The sequence below is a fragment of the Franzmannia pantelleriensis genome, from assembly GCF_900102875.1.
Taxonomy (GTDB): domain Bacteria; phylum Pseudomonadota; class Gammaproteobacteria; order Pseudomonadales; family Halomonadaceae; genus Franzmannia; species Franzmannia pantelleriensis.
The window spans coordinates 1-15674 of sequence record NZ_FNGH01000022.1; the positions used below are offsets into that span (position 1 = coordinate 1).

Annotated in this window: 17 protein-coding genes; 13 read left to right on the forward strand and 4 right to left on the reverse strand. The window is 63.8% G+C overall.

Annotation, left to right across the window (positions count from 1 at the left end; translation table 11 throughout):
* The 8 genes from BLT16_RS19550 to BLT16_RS19585 form a co-directional block, all read left to right on the forward strand.
* On the forward strand, positions 1–277 hold a 277-nt coding region (locus BLT16_RS19550; protein WP_143025107.1), incomplete at its 5' end, for an IS66 family transposase.
* An 87-nt stretch (positions 278–364) separates the two neighbouring features.
* Positions 365–1441, forward strand: a complete 1077-nt coding sequence (locus BLT16_RS19555; protein ID WP_089660625.1) for a DUF262 domain-containing protein — start codon at positions 365–367, stop codon at positions 1439–1441.
* A 198-nt stretch (positions 1442–1639) separates the two neighbouring features.
* The gene (locus tag BLT16_RS19560; protein ID WP_089660648.1) at positions 1640–2011 is read left to right on the forward strand and encodes a cobalamin biosynthesis protein; all 372 of its coding nucleotides are present in this window, start codon (positions 1640–1642) and stop codon (positions 2009–2011) included.
* A gap of 13 nt (positions 2012–2024) precedes the next feature.
* Positions 2025–2825, forward strand: coding sequence for a precorrin-4 C(11)-methyltransferase (gene cobM, locus BLT16_RS19565; protein WP_089660626.1), 801 nt, complete (start codon positions 2025–2027; stop codon positions 2823–2825).
* Complete coding sequence (gene cobF, locus BLT16_RS19570) at positions 2822–3577, forward strand: precorrin-6A synthase (deacetylating) (RefSeq protein WP_089660627.1); 756 nt, start codon at positions 2822–2824, stop codon at positions 3575–3577. The genes cobM and cobF overlap by 4 nt, the downstream gene beginning before the upstream one ends.
* 14 nt (positions 3578–3591) lie before the next feature.
* A complete protein-coding gene (gene cobO / locus BLT16_RS19575; RefSeq protein ID WP_089660628.1) occupies positions 3592–4197 on the forward strand; it encodes a cob(I)yrinic acid a,c-diamide adenosyltransferase in 606 nt (201 codons plus the stop codon).
* Between the two features lie 175 nt (positions 4198–4372).
* Positions 4373–5092, forward strand: a complete 720-nt coding sequence (gene bluB / locus BLT16_RS19580; protein ID WP_089660629.1) for a 5,6-dimethylbenzimidazole synthase — start codon at positions 4373–4375, stop codon at positions 5090–5092.
* Positions 5092–6537, forward strand: coding sequence for a cobyric acid synthase (locus tag BLT16_RS19585; protein ID WP_089660630.1), 1446 nt, complete (start codon positions 5092–5094; stop codon positions 6535–6537). Before bluB ends, BLT16_RS19585 begins: the two co-directional genes overlap by 1 nt.
* 1 nt (position 6538) lies before the next feature.
* Here BLT16_RS19585 and BLT16_RS19590 read toward each other — a convergent pair whose 3' ends face one another.
* The 3 genes from BLT16_RS19590 to BLT16_RS19600 form a co-directional block, all read right to left on the reverse strand.
* Entirely contained in the window at positions 6539–7228 is a 690-nt protein-coding gene (locus tag BLT16_RS19590) for an OmpA/MotB family protein (protein ID WP_089660631.1), read from the reverse strand.
* Positions 7221–8036 carry a motility protein A gene (locus BLT16_RS19595; protein WP_089660632.1) on the reverse strand — a complete coding sequence of 272 codons (816 nt, stop codon included), beginning with the start codon at positions 8034–8036 and terminating at the stop codon, positions 7221–7223. Before BLT16_RS19595 ends, BLT16_RS19590 begins: the two co-directional genes overlap by 8 nt.
* Before the next feature lie 97 nt (positions 8037–8133).
* Complete coding sequence (locus BLT16_RS19600; protein ID WP_089660633.1) at positions 8134–8928, reverse strand: glycerophosphoryl diester phosphodiesterase; 795 nt, start codon at positions 8926–8928, stop codon at positions 8134–8136.
* 159 nt (positions 8929–9087) lie between these two features.
* On the opposite strand from BLT16_RS19600, the gene BLT16_RS19605 reads away from it, so the two are divergent.
* Both BLT16_RS19605 and BLT16_RS19610 read left to right on the forward strand, forming a co-directional pair.
* Positions 9088–9657, forward strand: a complete 570-nt coding sequence (locus BLT16_RS19605) for a hypothetical protein (RefSeq protein ID WP_089660634.1) — start codon at positions 9088–9090, stop codon at positions 9655–9657.
* 62 nt (positions 9658–9719) lie between these two features.
* On the forward strand, positions 9720–10697 hold the full coding sequence (locus tag BLT16_RS19610) for an NADPH:quinone reductase (RefSeq protein WP_089660635.1): 978 nt from the start codon (positions 9720–9722) through the stop codon (positions 10695–10697).
* 53 nt (positions 10698–10750) lie between these two features.
* On the opposite strand, the gene BLT16_RS19615 is transcribed toward BLT16_RS19610, so the two are convergent.
* Positions 10751–11638 carry a MurR/RpiR family transcriptional regulator gene (locus BLT16_RS19615; protein WP_089660636.1) on the reverse strand — a complete coding sequence of 296 codons (888 nt, stop codon included), beginning with the start codon at positions 11636–11638 and terminating at the stop codon, positions 10751–10753.
* A gap of 236 nt (positions 11639–11874) precedes the next feature.
* On the opposite strand from BLT16_RS19615, the gene BLT16_RS19620 reads away from it, so the two are divergent.
* The 3 genes from BLT16_RS19620 to BLT16_RS19630 are packed head-to-tail and all read left to right on the forward strand — an operon-like array spanning position 11875 to position 15655.
* Positions 11875–12669 (forward strand): enoyl-CoA hydratase/isomerase family protein, encoded by a 795-nt coding sequence (locus BLT16_RS19620; protein WP_089660637.1) that lies wholly within the window; start codon positions 11875–11877, stop codon positions 12667–12669.
* Positions 12670–12671: 2 nt separating this feature from the next.
* On the forward strand, positions 12672–14852 hold the full coding sequence (locus BLT16_RS19625; protein WP_089660638.1) for an acetate--CoA ligase family protein: 2181 nt from the start codon (positions 12672–12674) through the stop codon (positions 14850–14852).
* On the forward strand, positions 14849–15655 hold the full coding sequence (locus BLT16_RS19630; RefSeq protein ID WP_089660639.1) for an enoyl-CoA hydratase-related protein: 807 nt from the start codon (positions 14849–14851) through the stop codon (positions 15653–15655). The genes BLT16_RS19625 and BLT16_RS19630 overlap by 4 nt, the downstream gene beginning before the upstream one ends.
* Positions 15656–15674 lie beyond the last annotated feature (19 nt).

Consider the following 15674-nt stretch of genomic DNA (forward strand, 5'->3'; position numbering starts at 1 on the left):
CTTCCTCGATGACGGGCTGATTCCCCTGGATAACAACCCGGCCGAGAACGCCATCCGCCCCTTCGTCGTCGGTCGCAAGAACTGGTTGTTCAGCCACACGCCGAGCGGTGCCCAGGCCAGCGCGGCAATCTACAGCCTGATTGAGACCGCCAAGGCCAACGGCCTCTCACCCTACGAGTACCTGCAGTTCGTGTTCGAGACCCTGCCAACCCTCGGCGAGGATGACGACCACGGCACGCTGCTGCCCTGGCGCTGGAAAGACACGCTGCCGGTCTAACTCAGGCCGCAACAGGTGGGGTTGGTGGAGCGCTTACCTTTTTCCTGAGCTTGCGAGTATTGGTCATATAATTAAAGGGAGTTTGCTGTGAGCTATATAGAGACATCTCCAATTAAAAATAGCACCATAATGCTTCTTTACTCTGAGCGTTCAGAAATAAAGCTGGACCCCCCTTATCAAAGAATGGGTGGTGTTTGGACAAAAGAAAAGAAACAACTTCTAATTGACTCAATACTAAATGATTATGACCTCCCTAAAATATATTTTCATACATATAGCCGAGAGCAAGCCTCTCTTACCGGAATTAGTTATGCGGTGATCGATGGGCGTCAAAGACTGGAGACTATATGGGGCTTTATCGATGGGGACTTCACACTTTCTGGTGACTTTGAATATCAGAGAGATCCGGATATTGATCTTTCCGGTTTGAGTTATGACGACATCGCAAAAGAATACCCTAGGATAAAGATAAAGTTTGACTCCTTTGTTTTACCTGTCATCGCTGTCGACACGGATGACGAAGATCTTATAGAGGATATGTTTTACCGGCTAAATGAAGCTGTACCGTTGAATGCAGCTGAGAAAAGAAATGCAATTGGCGGTGAAATGGTGCATGCCATTAGGGACTTGGCGGAGCACGATCTCTTCAAAGAGAAGGTCAAGTTTAGTAATAAACGGTACCAGCATAGAGAAGTAGCAGCTCGTTTTCTTTTGTTAGAAGAAAATTTAAGGTTTGAAAAAACGTTAATGGATACAAAGAAAGTCTATCTGGATGCAATGGCCAGGAATTACTATTCGGGGCAATCAGATCGTGTAGACGAAATGCTAGAAGCCGCCAGGCGCGTAGTTGATAAAATGTATGATGTTTTCACCAGTAGCGATGAGCTTTTGAGGGCGCAAGGAAATATGACAGTATATTTCCTGATGTTTAGGTATGCAGTTGAACGTGGTCTTGATAGTGAGATCACTCGCCGAAAGTTAATTGACTTTAATGAAAAGCTAAAGGCCAATCGCCTTACGGCAATTGAAGATTATGAGAATTCATCTTTTGAACTTTTGGAATATGACAGATTGACACAACAAGGAACAAACGATGCATCGAATATTAAGGAGCGCCTCTCCATCCTTAGTGAATTTGTTGGCATTGGAGAAGTAAAAATCTAACCAGGCGCTCAACGGGACGCCAACTACGCGCTGCTCCGTTGGCGCCCGTTAGCTTGACGTTCAGGCTGTAGAAAATCCCGCTGCTCTCGACTTGGTGCGCTCCTTATTGGGGATCTATGGTATTTTGCGATCCTGAAATCAGATGGCTAAGGGTTTCGTTGGGCTTTTGAGGATGAAAGAACCGCAGTGGGCGATTCGATGACAGTGGCAGGCTTCGGCTTTCGCCGCGGCGCACAGCTGGCGTCGTTGATTGATGCGCTGGAGCGGATCGAGGCCGAGTATGGCGCCGTTGAGCGGCTGGCCGCGGCGGAGTCGATGTTGCCGCTGGTTCAGGCGTTGGGGCGTGAGCGGGGCATGGCGGTAATCGCCGTGGACGATGCCTCTCTGCCGCAGGCCGCTACCCTGACCCGTTCTGAACCGAGCCTGCAGGCGCGGGGCACGGGCAGCGTTGCGGAGGCGGTGGCCCTGCTGGCGGCGGGGCCGGGTGCAGTACTGCTCGGTCCACGGTTGATTTCGGCGGACCGAATGGCCACCGTAGCGGTCGCACGAATCTCGTTAGAGGCGCCCTGATAGGATACTCAGCATGACCATACACTTTATCGGCGCCGGCCCCGGTGCCCCGGACCTGCTGACGCTGCGCGGTCGGGATCTTATCGCGTCTTCCCCCGTATGCCTCTACGCGGGGTCGCTGGTGCCCCAGCAGATACTCGCGCACTGCCCGCCAGGCGCGCGGATCGTCAATACCGCGCCGCTCTCCCTGGATGAGATCATCGCCGAGATGCGCAGCGCCCATGCCGCGGGCCTGGATGTGGCGCGGCTGCACTCCGGGGATCTGTCGGTATGGTCCGCCATGGGCGAGCAGCTGCGCCGCCTGCGCCAGCTCGCCATTCCCTATGCCATTACGCCGGGCGTGCCGTCCTTCGCCGCGGCCGCCGCTAGCCTGGGCCAGGAGTTGACCCTGCCGGGAGTGGCGCAGTCCGTGGTGCTGACCCGCACGCCAGGGCGCGCCAGTGCCATGCCGGACGGCGAGACCCTGGCCAACTTCGCCAGGAGCGGGGCCACCCTGGCGATCCATCTCTCCATCCATCATCTCGATCAGGTGGTAGAAGACCTGGTGCCGTTTTACGGCGCGGATTGCCCGGCGGCCATCGTCTGGCGCGCCAGCTGGCCCGATGAGCGGGTGATCCGCGGGAGCCTTGCGAGCCTGGCCGCCCAGGTCGATGGCAGCCTGCAGCGCACGGCGCTGATCCTGGTGGGCCCGGTGCTTGGCAGTGAGGACTTCGAGGAGAGTAGCCTCTACTCAGTGGGCTACGACCGGCGCTTTCGGCCCCAGTCGGCGGACTCGCCCTTCGCCGGCTCCGCTGACGAGAGAGGCGAGGCATGATCCAGCTCTCGCTGATCGGCATCGGCACCGGCAACCCCGAGCATGTCACCCTGGCCGCGGTGCGGGCGCTGAATGACGCGGAGCTGATCCTGCTGCCGCGCAAGGGCGAGGGCAAATCGGACTTGGTGGATCTGCGCCGGCTACTGTGTCGCGATCTGCTTGAGGCGTCGTCACGCACCCGGGTCGTGGAGTTCGATCTACCGCAGCGGGATGGCCGCGCCGACTACCTGGGCGCGGTGGACGACTGGCATGAAGCGATTGCCGGGGTGTGGGCGGAGCTGATGGCGACGCACCTGCCCGAGGGCGGGCGGGTCGGCATGCTGATCTGGGGCGATCCGTCGCTCTACGACAGTAGCCTGCGCATTGCCGGTCGGCTACGTGAGGCGGGTCAAGCGCTCGAGATACGCGTGGAGCCCGGTATCACCAGCCTGCAGGTTCTCACCGCCGAGCACCGTATCCCCCTCAATGCGCTGGCCGAGCCGGTGCAGATCACCACTGGCCGGCGCCTGCGCGAGCGCGGCTGGCCTGATGATGCGGCAAGCGTGGCGGTGATGCTCGACAGCGGCGGGGCGTTCGCGTCGCTGCCGCCGGAGGGCCTGTATATCTGGTGGGGCGCCTACCTGGGCATGGACAAGCAGTGCCTGATCGACGGCTGGCTGGAGGAGGTGGCCGCGTCGATCATCGAGCAGCGTGCCGCCCTGCGCGAGCGTCATGGCTGGATCATGGATGTCTATCTATTACGGCGGATGTAATGACGGAGAGTGGAATGAAAACGGTCGACCCCCAGCGCCATGCCGAGCGCATGGCCCACAAGCAGAAGATCATGAACGAGCGCATCGCCCGCGCCGACAAGGAGCAGGGCGTGCTGCTGGTGCTGACCGGGCCCGGCAAGGGCAAGAGCAGCTCCGGCTTCGGCATGCTGGCACGCGCCCTGGGTCATGGCATGAAGGCGGGGGTGGTGCAGTTCATCAAGGGCAAGTTCCAGACCGGCGAGGAGGCCTTCTTTCGCCAGCAGCCAAGCGTCGATTACCACGTGATGGGCGAGGGTTACACCTGGGATACCCAGGATCGCGACAAGGACGTGCAAGCCGCCGAGGCGGCCTGGGAGGTGGCCCGCGGCATGCTCAGGGATCCTGCGGTCGATCTGGTGCTGCTCGACGAGCTCAATATCGCCCTGCGCCACGGCTACCTGGACCTCGACCGGGTACTGGACGACCTGCAGGCGCGGCCCGCCATGCAGCATGTGGTGGTCACCGGCCGCCATGCCCCCGAGGCGCTGATCGAGCTGGCCGATACCGTGACCGAGATGCGCGTGGTCAAGCACGCCTTCAAGGAGCAGGGCATCAAGGCGCAAAAAGGCATCGAACTATAAGCCTCTGAGCCGGCGTAGAGGATGATGAGCTTCTCCGGTGACAAGCCATCGCGAGGGCGCTGTAAACCCATCCCTGGGCGCTACCTACGCCATCCATGGCGTAGAACCCTCGCTTAGGCTTGTCCCCGGCGCTCATTCGCAGCCTCTGTTCATGAAGTTTTCTGGAGACAGCTGTATGGCAGAACATCGCGTGGGGGCCGATCACGCCTTTTCGGAAGCGCAGCGGGATGGGCTCTATCGCGCCATCCACGAGCGCCGGGATGTGCGCGCCCAGTTCCTGCCGGATCCGGTGCCGACCGAGGTGCTGGCGCGGCTGCTGGACGCCGCCCATCATGCGCCGTCGGTGGGCTTCATGCAGCCCTGGGACTTCCTGGTGATCGACAGCCTGGCGGTGCGCGAGCGGGTGCATCGGCTGTTCCTGCGCGAGAATGCCAAGGCCGCCGAGCACTATGCCGGTGATCGTGGAGAGACCTACCGCCGCCTCAAGCTCGAGGGCATCCTCGAGAGCCCCCTTAATCTCTGCATCACCTGCGACCGCACCCGGGGCGGGGAGCACGTGCTGGGCCGCAACAGCATCGTCGAGACGGATCTGTTCAGTACCTGCCTGGCGGTGCAGAACCTGTGGTTGGCGGCGCGTGCCGAGGGCATTGGGGTGGGCTGGGTGAGCATCCTCGATCAGGAAGAGTTGGCCGAGGTGCTGGGCCTGCCGGAGCAGGTCTATCCCCTGGCTTACCTGTGCCTGGGCTATGTCAGCGAGTTCCTGGAGCAGCCCGAGCTAGCCCGCTCTGGATGGCGGCAGCGCCTGCCCCTGGCGGAGCTGGTGCACGGCAACGGCTGGGGCGAGCCGCTGGCGGATGAAGCGCTACAAGAAGCACTGGCTGGAGAACGTTCCTGATGGCCACGCTGATGATTCAGGGCACCACCTCGGATGCCGGCAAGAGCACTGTCGTGGCAGGGCTATGCCGGGCCCTGGCGCGGCGCGGGGTGTCGGTGGCGCCGTTCAAGCCGCAGAACATGGCGCTCAACAGCGCGGTGACGGTGGACGGTGGCGAGATCGGCCGCTCCACGGCGCTGCAGGCGCTGGCGGCAGGCGTCGAGCCGCACAGCGACATGAACCCGGTGCTGCTCAAGCCCGAGAGCGACCGCGGCGCCCAGGTGATCCTGCGTGGGCGGGTGCACGGCCATATGGATGCGCTGGACTATCACGCCTACAAGCGCACCGCGCGGGAGAGCGTACTGGCGGCCTGGCAGGCGCTCTCTTCTCGGTATGACGTGATCATTGCCGAGGGCGCCGGGAGCCCGGCGGAGATCAACCTGCGCGCCAACGATATCGCCAACATGGGCTTCGCCGAGATGGTGGATTGCCCGGTGGTGTTGGTTGGCGATATCGACCGCGGCGGGGTCTTTGCGCAGCTGGTGGGTACCCTTGAGCTGCTCAGCGCGAGCGAGCGCTCACGTACCCGCGGCTTCATCGTCAACCGTTTCCGCGGCGATATGGCGCTGCTGCAACCGGGCCTCGACTGGCTCACCGAGCGCACCGCCAAGCCGGTGTTCGGCACGCTGCCCTATCTGCAGGGGCTGCTGCTCGACGCCGAGGACAGCGTGGGGCTGCACGGTGTGGCGTCGGATGCCGCGGCGCTTCGCGTGGTGGTGCCGGCGCTGCCGCGGATCAGCAATCACAACGACTTCGACCCGCTGCGCCTCCATCCGCAGGTCGAGCTCAGCTTTGTCGGGCCTGGGCAAGCGATTCCCGCCGCCGACCTGATCATCCTGCCGGGTAGCAAGAGCACCCGCAGCGATCTCGCCTGGCTGCGCGCCCAGGGCTGGGAGGCGGCGATCCAGCGCCATCTGCGCTACGGCGGCAAGCTGCTGGGGATCTGCGGCGGCTTGCAGATGCTGGGCCGTGCGATACACGACCCGGACGGCCTGGAGGGGCCGCCGGGGTCGACGCCGGGGCTCGGTCTGCTCGAGTTCGAGACGCTGATGGTTGCCGGCAAGCAGCTGCGCAATGTGAGTGGGCGCCTGCTGCCCGACGGCTCGCCGATAGGCGGCTACGAGATCCACAACGGTGTCAGCGAAGGGCCGGCGCTGGCGCGCCCGCTATGCGAGCTTGACGGCCGCCCCGAGGGGGCCGTCAGCGACGACGGTCAGGTCATGGGCAGCTACCTGCATGGCTTATTCGACCGCCCAGAGGCGTGCGCAGCGCTGTTGGCGCGCTGCGGGCTGCACGATGGCGGGGCGGTGGACTACGCCGCCCATCGCCAGCGTGAACTCGACCGCCTGGCCGATACCCTGGAGCAGCACCTAGATATCGATGCCATGCTGGCTCTGCTGGGGTGACTCAACGCCGCGGCCCCTCGTGGAGCACTAGCTCGACCCGGCGATTGGCAGCACGACCCTCGGCGGTCTCGTTGCTCTCCAGCGGCTGGGTGTCGGCGTAGCCGATGGCGCGCAGCCGCGACTCGGGGATCTCTTGCTCCTGCAGGTAGCGCACCACGGCGATGGCGCGGGCGCCGGAAAGCTCCCAGTTGGAGGGGAAACGCGGCGTGGCGATCGGCACGTCGTCGGTGTGGCCCTCCACCGAGATGCGCCCGTCGACGGCCAGTAGCGTACCGAGCAGGCTCTCCAGCACCTGGCGACCGTCACCGGTGAGGTCGGCCTGGCCGCTGGCGAACAGCAGGTTGTCGTCGATGCGCAGGGTCACCCCCTCGTTGCCGCGGGTGACCGAGACGCCCTCCGGCATCAGCCCCTCGAGCTGAGGGTGCAGCCCGCTGCGGCGCGGCTGCAGGCCGGCACTGCGTTGGCCTGCCGTATTTGCCGCCGCCTCCAAGGCAGGCTCGCTTAGCGTGGGCGACTGGCCGGCGTACTGCTGGCCGCGCTCGCCGAACCCGTTGCCGGCCAGCGACAGTAGCAGCACGAACAGGGTGATCAGCAGCGTCAACACGTCGAGGTAGCTGATCAGCCAGCTCTCGCCTTCATCCTCCCCGCCGCCGGGCAGCAGGTCCTGATGGCTGTTGCGCAGCTCAGACATGCTGGCCGGCCTCATCGTCATCGCGACGCGGTACGTTGGGGTCGTTGATCTCGTCGTGGAAATTGGCCATGAAGGAGTTGAGGGTCTCCTCGATAAACGACGGCAGGCGCCGCTTGGTGATCAGCGAGATGCCTTCGAGCACCATGTTCATGGCGATCAACCGCTCTTCGGTGCGTCGCTCGAGCTTCACGGCGATAGGCTTGAACACCAAGTTGGCGAGGAGGATGCCGTAGAAGGTGGTGAGCAGTGCCACCGCCATGCGCGGGCCGATCACGCCGACGTCGCCGGCTTCCATCACCTCCAGCATGTTCACCAGGCCGACCAGGGTACCGATCATGCCGAAAGCCGGCGCATAGGTGGCCATGGTGCGAAAGATCTGCGCCTCGGCGTGTTCGCGAGCCTTGAGCCGGGCGATGCGCCAGCGCAGCAGGTCGATGATCTCCTGCTCCTTGGTATTGGCGATAACCAGCTGGATACCGGTACGAAGGAAGGGGTTCCGGGTGTGCTCGAGGGCGCGTTCCACGGCCTGGACGTCGCCCTGGAACCACAGCCGCGACATGTCTACCAGCTCCTTGATGTCGTCGCGGGCGTAGGTGTTCTCGCGGCGAAAGACGATGCCCACCAAGCGCGTGACGCGGACCACTTCACGCAGCGGGTAGCTGATGAAGGTGGCGGCGAGCGTGCCGGTGACGACGATGGCGAGCCCTGGCAGATTGATAAAGCTGGCCGGTGACTCGGCGGTGAACAGCAACACACTGGCCAGCAGCAGGATGCTGGCGAAGATGCCGATAATGGTCGATGGATTCATGCAGGGTTCCTTGCCGAAAGTGCGCGACGGGGTTATTCGCACTATCGGCAGGGCAGCCGGGGGCCTTGAACGCTAGCTGCTCCGGCCTTGATCTGGGTCAAGTCTCGGTCAGGCGCTCGGCTAGGGAGGCGGATTCAGGGAGGTGGTGCTTGAACAGCGCCGGATCATCGCTGATCACGCCGTCGACGCCCCAGTCCCACTGCGGGGCGAAGGCGACGGGATCGTTGGGCGTGTAGCAGAACAGCGCGTAGCCGGCATCCTTGATCTCACGGGCGCGCTTCTCTTTCAGCTTGCGCCAATCAACGTGCAGGCTGAAGGCGTTAAGCGCCTTGGCGTCGCGCTGCCACTCCCGCGGTGCTTTCTCGTAGAGCAGGCCAATTCGCAGCCGCTCGGGGTCGGGCTGGGCGTCACGGGCGGCGTCCAGCGCCGTGCGGTTGAACGAGGAGACGATCAGTCGTTCGGCGGGCAGCGCGGTGAGTGCCTTGGGCATGACCGCTTCTACCAGGCTCAGCGGGTCGCGGCCGCGGTTGACCTTGAGCTCGAGGTTGACGCCCATCTCCAGTTCGTCGAGTAGCGTGAGCATCTCGTCGAGGGTGGCCATGCGCTCCTCGGCAAAATGGCGACTGAACCAGCTGCCCACATCCAGCGCCTTGGCGCGCTCGAGGTCGAGCTTGGCCAGCTTGCCGCGGCTATCGGAGCAACGCCGCACGCCGTTGTCGTGCCAGATCACTGGGGTGCCGTCGCCGAGCAGTTGCACGTCGATTTCCACCCAGTCGCAGCCGATCTGCTTGGCGGCGCGCACCGCGCTCAGGGTGTTCTCCGGAAGGTGCGCCGATAGCCCACGGTGAGCAATGGTGCGGGGAAGCCCATCGGCGGTAGTGGCGTATGACATTCGCTAGGCCCTCCTGAGTGTTTGGTCGAGATTATCTCAGCATGATGACAACCACATTACTTACCTGTCTGGCCTCGGGCACCCCTCCCCAGGATATGCTAGGCTGCGCGGTTTTGGGCGCGCCGGCAAGCACGCCGTACGTGGAATCGAGGTGGTCGAATGAAGGTCTTGCATGTCACCGATGTCGCCCAGCGCGACGCCTGCCTGGCGCGGCTGTGCGCCGAGTACTACGGCCAGTCGGCGGGGCTGACGCCGCTGGTGGTGTTTGCCGGCACGCGGCGGGTGCTGTTCGCCGAGGAGGCGGCGCGGCTGCTGGCGCTGGTCGATAACAGCGGCGCTCCCCGCGCGCTGGCGCTGCTGGTACTGGATGAGGCGGGAGAGGGCATGAGCGTGAGCCTTTCCTGCCACCTTGGCAATGACGACGAGCCCGAGCGTCGCTTGATCGCCGAGCTGGCGCTCAAGGCGCCTCTGCGCGTCGATGCCAGCAATGCCGAGCAGGAAGCCTTCTATCGGCGTTGCGGCATCACCCGCTGGTTTGGCGACGAGCCGGGCACGCGGATTGGCCTGGCGGCTGGCCATCCGGCCACTCAAGAAGCAGAACTGGCGCCGCTGTTGGCGGTGGACGAGCAGCAGGTGCTGCGTCGCTTCAAACATGATGCCAAGGCCTTCGAGGCGGAAAAGCGCGACTTCGTGGAGGGGCTCGAGGCCTTCCCCGCCGCGCTGACTTGACCGGGGCATGAAACAGCGTTTGGATAGCGTGACATCCCGTTAGCTATCTAAGGAAGTATTCCATGGTCAAGCGTATTCAGTTTGCCAAGACCGGTGGACCCGAGGTCCTCGAATTCGTTGACTTTGAGCCCAAGGCGCCCGGCGCCGGTGAGGTGCAGATCCGCAATCAGGCGGTCGGCCTCAACTTTATCGACATCTACTTCCGTACCGGCCTGTATCCGGCGCCGTCGATGCCTTCCGGGCTCGGCACCGAAGGTGCCGGCGTGGTCGAGGCGCTAGGCGAGGGCGTCACCCACCTCAAGGTCGGTGATCGTGTCGCCTACGCCCAGGGCCCGCTGGGCTCCTATTCCGAGGTACATACCCTGCCGGCCGCCAAGGTCGCCGTGCTGCCCGACGGGATCGACTGCGATACCGCCGCGGCCAGCATGCTCAAGGGCCTGACCGTGCAGTATCTGATGCGTCAGACCTTTGAGCTTAAGGGGGGCGAAACCATCCTGTGGCATGCCGCGGCCGGCGGCGTCGGCTCGATCGCTTGCCAGTGGGCACGTGAGTTGGGCGTCAAGCTGATCGGTACCGTCAGCTCGCCGGAGAAGGCCGAACTGGCCAAGCAGAACGGCGCATGGGCGACCATCGACTACACCAAGGAGGACGTCGTCGAGCGGGTCAAGGAACTGACCAATGGCGCGATGTGCGACGTGGTCTACGACTCGGTGGGCAAGGACACCTGGGAGACCTCGCTGGACTGCCTCAAACCCCGCGCACTGATGGTCAGCTTCGGCAATGCCTCTGGCGCCGTGGAGGGGGTCAATATCGGCATCCTCAACCAGAAGGGCTCGCTGTTCGTCACCCGCCCCAGCCTCAATGGCTACGCCGATACCCGCGAGCGCTTCGAGGCGATGTGCAACGATCTGTTCGCGATGCTCGAGAGCGGCAAGATCAAGATCGACATCGCCCAGCGCTTTGCCCTGGAAGAGGCCGGTAAGGCCCAGCAGGCACTGGCCAGCCGCAAGACCACCGGCTCGACCATTCTGCTGCCATAATTAAGCATCAAGCGCCCTGCCGCTCAGTGAGACGTGGTAGGGCGCGTTGGGCGCTACTCCAGGTCGACGTATGCGCCCAGTTCGCGCATCCGTGACTCGAAGCGAGTGACGTTGTCGACCAGCGCTTCCGGACCGTAGGCCACGCACTCGGCGAGAATTGCCTCGACAAGGGTGATGGCCGAGAGGATCGATGGAAAGAAGTGCGGCGTGGCAGTGGCGATATTGAAGGTCACCGCCGCACCCGGCACTAGCGGCGAGCGCAGCGTGTCGGTGACCACGATGGCTTCGACGCCGTTGGCGCGGGTCACCTCCAGGGCTCTGACGGTTTCGGCGCAGTAGGGGTCGAAGCCGAAGGCCACTACCACGTCTCCCTCCCCAAAGGTGGCAAGCTCGGTGAGCAGCCCGCCTTCCTGGCCACGGATCAACTGCACGTTGGGCATGGCGATGCGCCCTACGTAGGCGAAGTGATAGGCGCAGGCAAAGGCATCGCGAAACCCCACCACCGCCACTTTCCCCGCGGCCAGCAAGCGCTCGGCAGCATCGCGGACCTTGGGCTGCATATCAGCGGTGAATAGCCGGCCGATATTGTCGAACGCGGTGTCGCCCACGTCGACAAATACCTGGTCGTCGCTACCAGCCAGCGCCTTGAGGCTCGAGGCGCGTCCCGCCAGCTCGATGGGGCCAGCCTGTACCGCCGACTGGAAGATCTCGCGGAACTGCTCGTAGCTGTCGAAACCGAGGCGCTTGGCCAGCCGCATCAGCGTCGAAGAGGTCACCCCGGCAGCCGCCGCGGACTTGCGGATCGACTGAAAGGCGATCTCCATCGGATGGTCGAGCACGTAGCGTGCGGCCAGCTTTAGCTGCGGGCTAAGTTCTGCATAGCTCTCGGCAAGCGCCTGGTTGACGCTGTCGAGGGGAGCGGTGGCGTTGTCCTGCGTCATCCTGACCTCGCGTTGTGTGGCAGTCCGGGTCGGTGTCTGGCGCGGCATTGTAGCGCATTGGCGTGCCTATGAGTGTCACAAATGAGTCAAGATGATAAATATCATAACACGGGTGTGTTGACATGCTCTGGCGTGCGACTTTAGCATTGCCGTCAATACATATGTGTCATGATGAATGGCATTGCGACACTTATGTTCTGTCCATCATGGAGTTAGGCACTTGCCGAGGAGAACCGATGCGTCGCCCCACCTATGAGACACTGATCGTCGAGCCGCGAGACGCGATCATGATCATCCGCTTCAATCGCCCCCAGCGCCTCAATGCGGTGGTCGAAGGGCTCTACCGTGAGCTGCTGGTGGCGCTGGCCGAGGCGGAGCGCGACCCCAAGGTGCGCACGGTGATCCTCACCGGCGAAGGTCGGGCGTTCTGTGTGGGGGCCGATATGAAGGAGCACGGCGGCGCGGCGCGCACCCTGTATCAGCGTCGGCAATACCTGCAGCTGGGCAATGACGTATGCGAAGCGATCCTGAGGCTCAAGAAGCCGGTGATCGCCGCGGTCAACGGCTATGCGCTGGGCGCCGGTGCCGAGATGGCGGTGGCCTGCGATTTCATCGTCATGGCCGACGAGGCACAGCTAGGTTTTCCCGAAACCGGCATCGGCACCTGCGTTGGCGGCGGTGTGTCAAAACTGCTGCCGCAACTGGTGGGGCTGAGCATGGCCCGCCAGCTGCTGTATACCGGCAAGCGCATCGACGGTGAGCAGGCCACCCGCATCGGCCTGGCGGTTGACCACTGGCCGGCCGCGTCGTTGCTCCAGGAAGCCGAACGGCTGGCCCAGACCCTGGCCAAGCAGGCGCCGGTGTCGATGGCGATGCTCAAGCGGTTGGTCAACCAGGCCAGCGAGACGGGGCTCGAGAGCCAACTGCAGCAGGAGCTGGATGCGGTCTTTACCTGCTCCACCACCGCTGACTGGCAGGAGGGCGTCGACGCCTTTGCCGAGAAGCGTGCGCCGCGCTTCAAGGGGCAATAAGCATGAACCCCATCGAAGGACATCTCACCACCCGCAGCCCGCTGCACGATATCCTGGCGCCCAGCGGCATTGCCGTGATCGGTGCCTCGTCTGATCCAACCAAGCGTGGCTACAAGGCCATGGTCGGTTTGATCAAGGATGGCTACCGGGGCGATATCTATCCGGTCAACCCCAAGGCTGACATGATCCTCGGCGTCAAGGCCTGGCCGTCGGTGACGGCGATTCCCGGCAACCCGGCGCTGGCGTTGATCTGCACCCCGGCGGCCAGCGTGCCCGAGCTGATCGCCGAGTGTGGGCGGCGCGGTATCAAGGGGGCGGTGATTCTGGCCAGTGGCTTTGCCGAGATTGGCGGAGAGGGCGCCGCACTGGAGCAGGCGATGATGGACAAGGCGCGTGCCCACGGCGTGCGCATCATCGGCCCTAACACCTCGGGGATCTTCAATCTCCACCACCGTATCAACCTGCTGGCGCTGGACAACGTCCGCCCCGGGGACGTGGGGATCATCTCGCAGTCGGGCAACATGCTGCTGTCGCTGGCGCTGGAGGCGCAGCACAACGGTCAAGTGGGGTTCTCTACTTACGTCGGGCCGGGTAACCAGAGCGACATCGGCTTCAACGACTACCTGCGCTACCTCGGCGAAGATGAACACACCCGCGTTGCGACGCTGTACGTTGAAGGCTTTCGCGATGGTCGCAAATTCCTCGATGTGGCCCGTGATGTGACCGCCATGAAGCCGGTGGTGGTCTACAAGTCGGGCTCCACCGAGCAGGGCCAGAAGGCCGCCAGTTCGCATACCGGCGCGCTGGCCGGCAGCTACGCGATGACCGTGGACCTGCTCAAGCAGGCCGGGGTCAGCGTGGTGCAGTACTCCGATGAGATTCTGCCGGTGGCCGAGGGGCTCGGTCTGCTGCAGAAGGCCAGTGGCAAGCGGGTGGCGGTAATCTCCGACGGCGGGGGGCAGGCCACTATTGCCTCCGATCGGCTGGCGGAAGCGGGGCTGACGCTTGCCGAGCTTTCCGCGAGCACCCGGGCAAGACTGCGCGAGATCCTGTTCCCCCAGGCGTCTACCGTCAATCCGGTGGACGTGGCCGGTTCCACCGACGCCAATCCCTCGCTGCTGGCCACCTGCATGGAGATCGTTGCCGCCGATGACAACGTCGACAGCGTGTTTCTGGTCGGTATGTTTGGCGGCTACAGCATACGCTTTGCCGAGTCGCTGCTGGGTGATGAGATGCGTGGCGCCGAGGCGATGGTCGACCTGTCCAAGGCAACCACCAAGCCGCTGGTGATCTATAGCCTCTACACGCCAGTCAAGCCACCGGCGCTGCGCCGCTTGCATGAAGCGGGGCTGCCGATCTATGCCTCCATCGAGCATGCCGTGCGGCTGCTGGCGGCCCTCGGCGAGCGTGGCCACTATCTGAGTGCCAGTCGTGGCCACCGGCTGACCCCTGCGGCGTCCCGCGACCCTGGCAGCGAAGACGCCATTGCCGGCGCGCTGGCGGCCGGTCGCGACCTGCTCGAGCCCGAGGCCAAGGCGCTGCTGCGTGCCCACGGCGTGCCGGTACTCGAGGAGCGCCTGGTGACGGCGCCTGAGCAGTTGTCAGAGGTAGCCGCGCAGTTCGGGCAGGTACCGTTGGCGATGAAGGTGGTCTCCAAGGATATTCTGCACAAGTCCGATGCCGGCGGGGTGCGCTTGAACCTGAGCGGAGAGGCGGCGCTGCGCGAGGCGCAGGAGGCGATTCTGGCGTCGTGCCATGCCTATGATCCACATGCGGCGATAGAGGGCGTACTGGTGGCGCCGATGGCGCCCAAGGGCGTCGAGGTGATCGTCGGCGTGAGCCGCGATCCGATCTTCGGCCCGGTGCTGATGTTCGGCCTCGGCGGGATCTTTGTCGAGGTGCTCGAGGACGTGGCCTTTCGCGCCATTCCGCTGTCGCCCTTCGATGCGCGGGCGATGGTCGACCAGATCAAGGCGCGCAAGATTCTCGACGGGGTGCGTGGCGAAGCGGCGGTGAACCGCGAGGCACTGGTAGCGCTGCTGCTGAGCGTTTCGAGCATTGTCGCTGCCTATCCGGAGATCGCCGAGCTCGACCTCAACCCGGTGATTGCCAACGCCGACGGCTATACGCTGGTGGATGCGCGCATCATCCTCGATAACCCGACCCAGGAGCTCCCGACATGACGACCGAGTCTCTGCCCGCGCTCAACGATGCCAGGCTATCTATCGATGAGCGGATAGCGACCCTCACCCTGGATCGCCACGACGTGCGAAATGCCCTGACCGGCACCGGACTCATCGAAGATATCGTCACGGCGGCGGGGTGGGTCAACCGCTGCCAAGAGGTCTCGGTGCTGGTGATCACCGGCGCCGGCTCGGCGTTCAGCGCCGGTGGCAACGTCAAGGACATGGCCGAGCGCGGCGGCGACTTCGCCGGGGACGTGGCGGAGGTCGCCGAGCGCTACCGTCGCGGCATTCAGCGGATCCCGTTGGCCCTGGAGGGTGTCGAGGTGCCGATCATTGCCGCGGTCAACGGCGCAGCCATCGGTGCGGGGTTTGATCTGGCCAATATGGCCGATATCCGTATCGCCTCCGACAGGGCCAAGTTTGGCGAGACCTTTCTCAACCTGGGCATCATTCCCGGCGACGGTGGCGCCTGGTATCTGCAAAGGCTGATCGGCTATCAGCGTGCCTTCGAACTGACCCTCTCGGGCCGGGTGATCGACGCCGAGGAGGCGCGTGACTACGGTATCGTGCTCGAGGTGGTCGAGCACGACGCCTTGATGACGCGGGTTGGCGAGCTTGCGGCCGGCATTGCTGCGCAGCCGCCCAAGGCCACACGACTCACCAAGCGGCTGATGAAGCAGGGCAGCCGCTTGGAGCTCAAGGACTTTCTGGATCTATGCGCCACCTTCCAGGGCATGTGCCACAACGAGCCGGAGCACCTGGAGGCGGTCAATCGCATGCTGGAGAAGATGGCGCGATAAGAAGGAAGCTCAGCGCCCG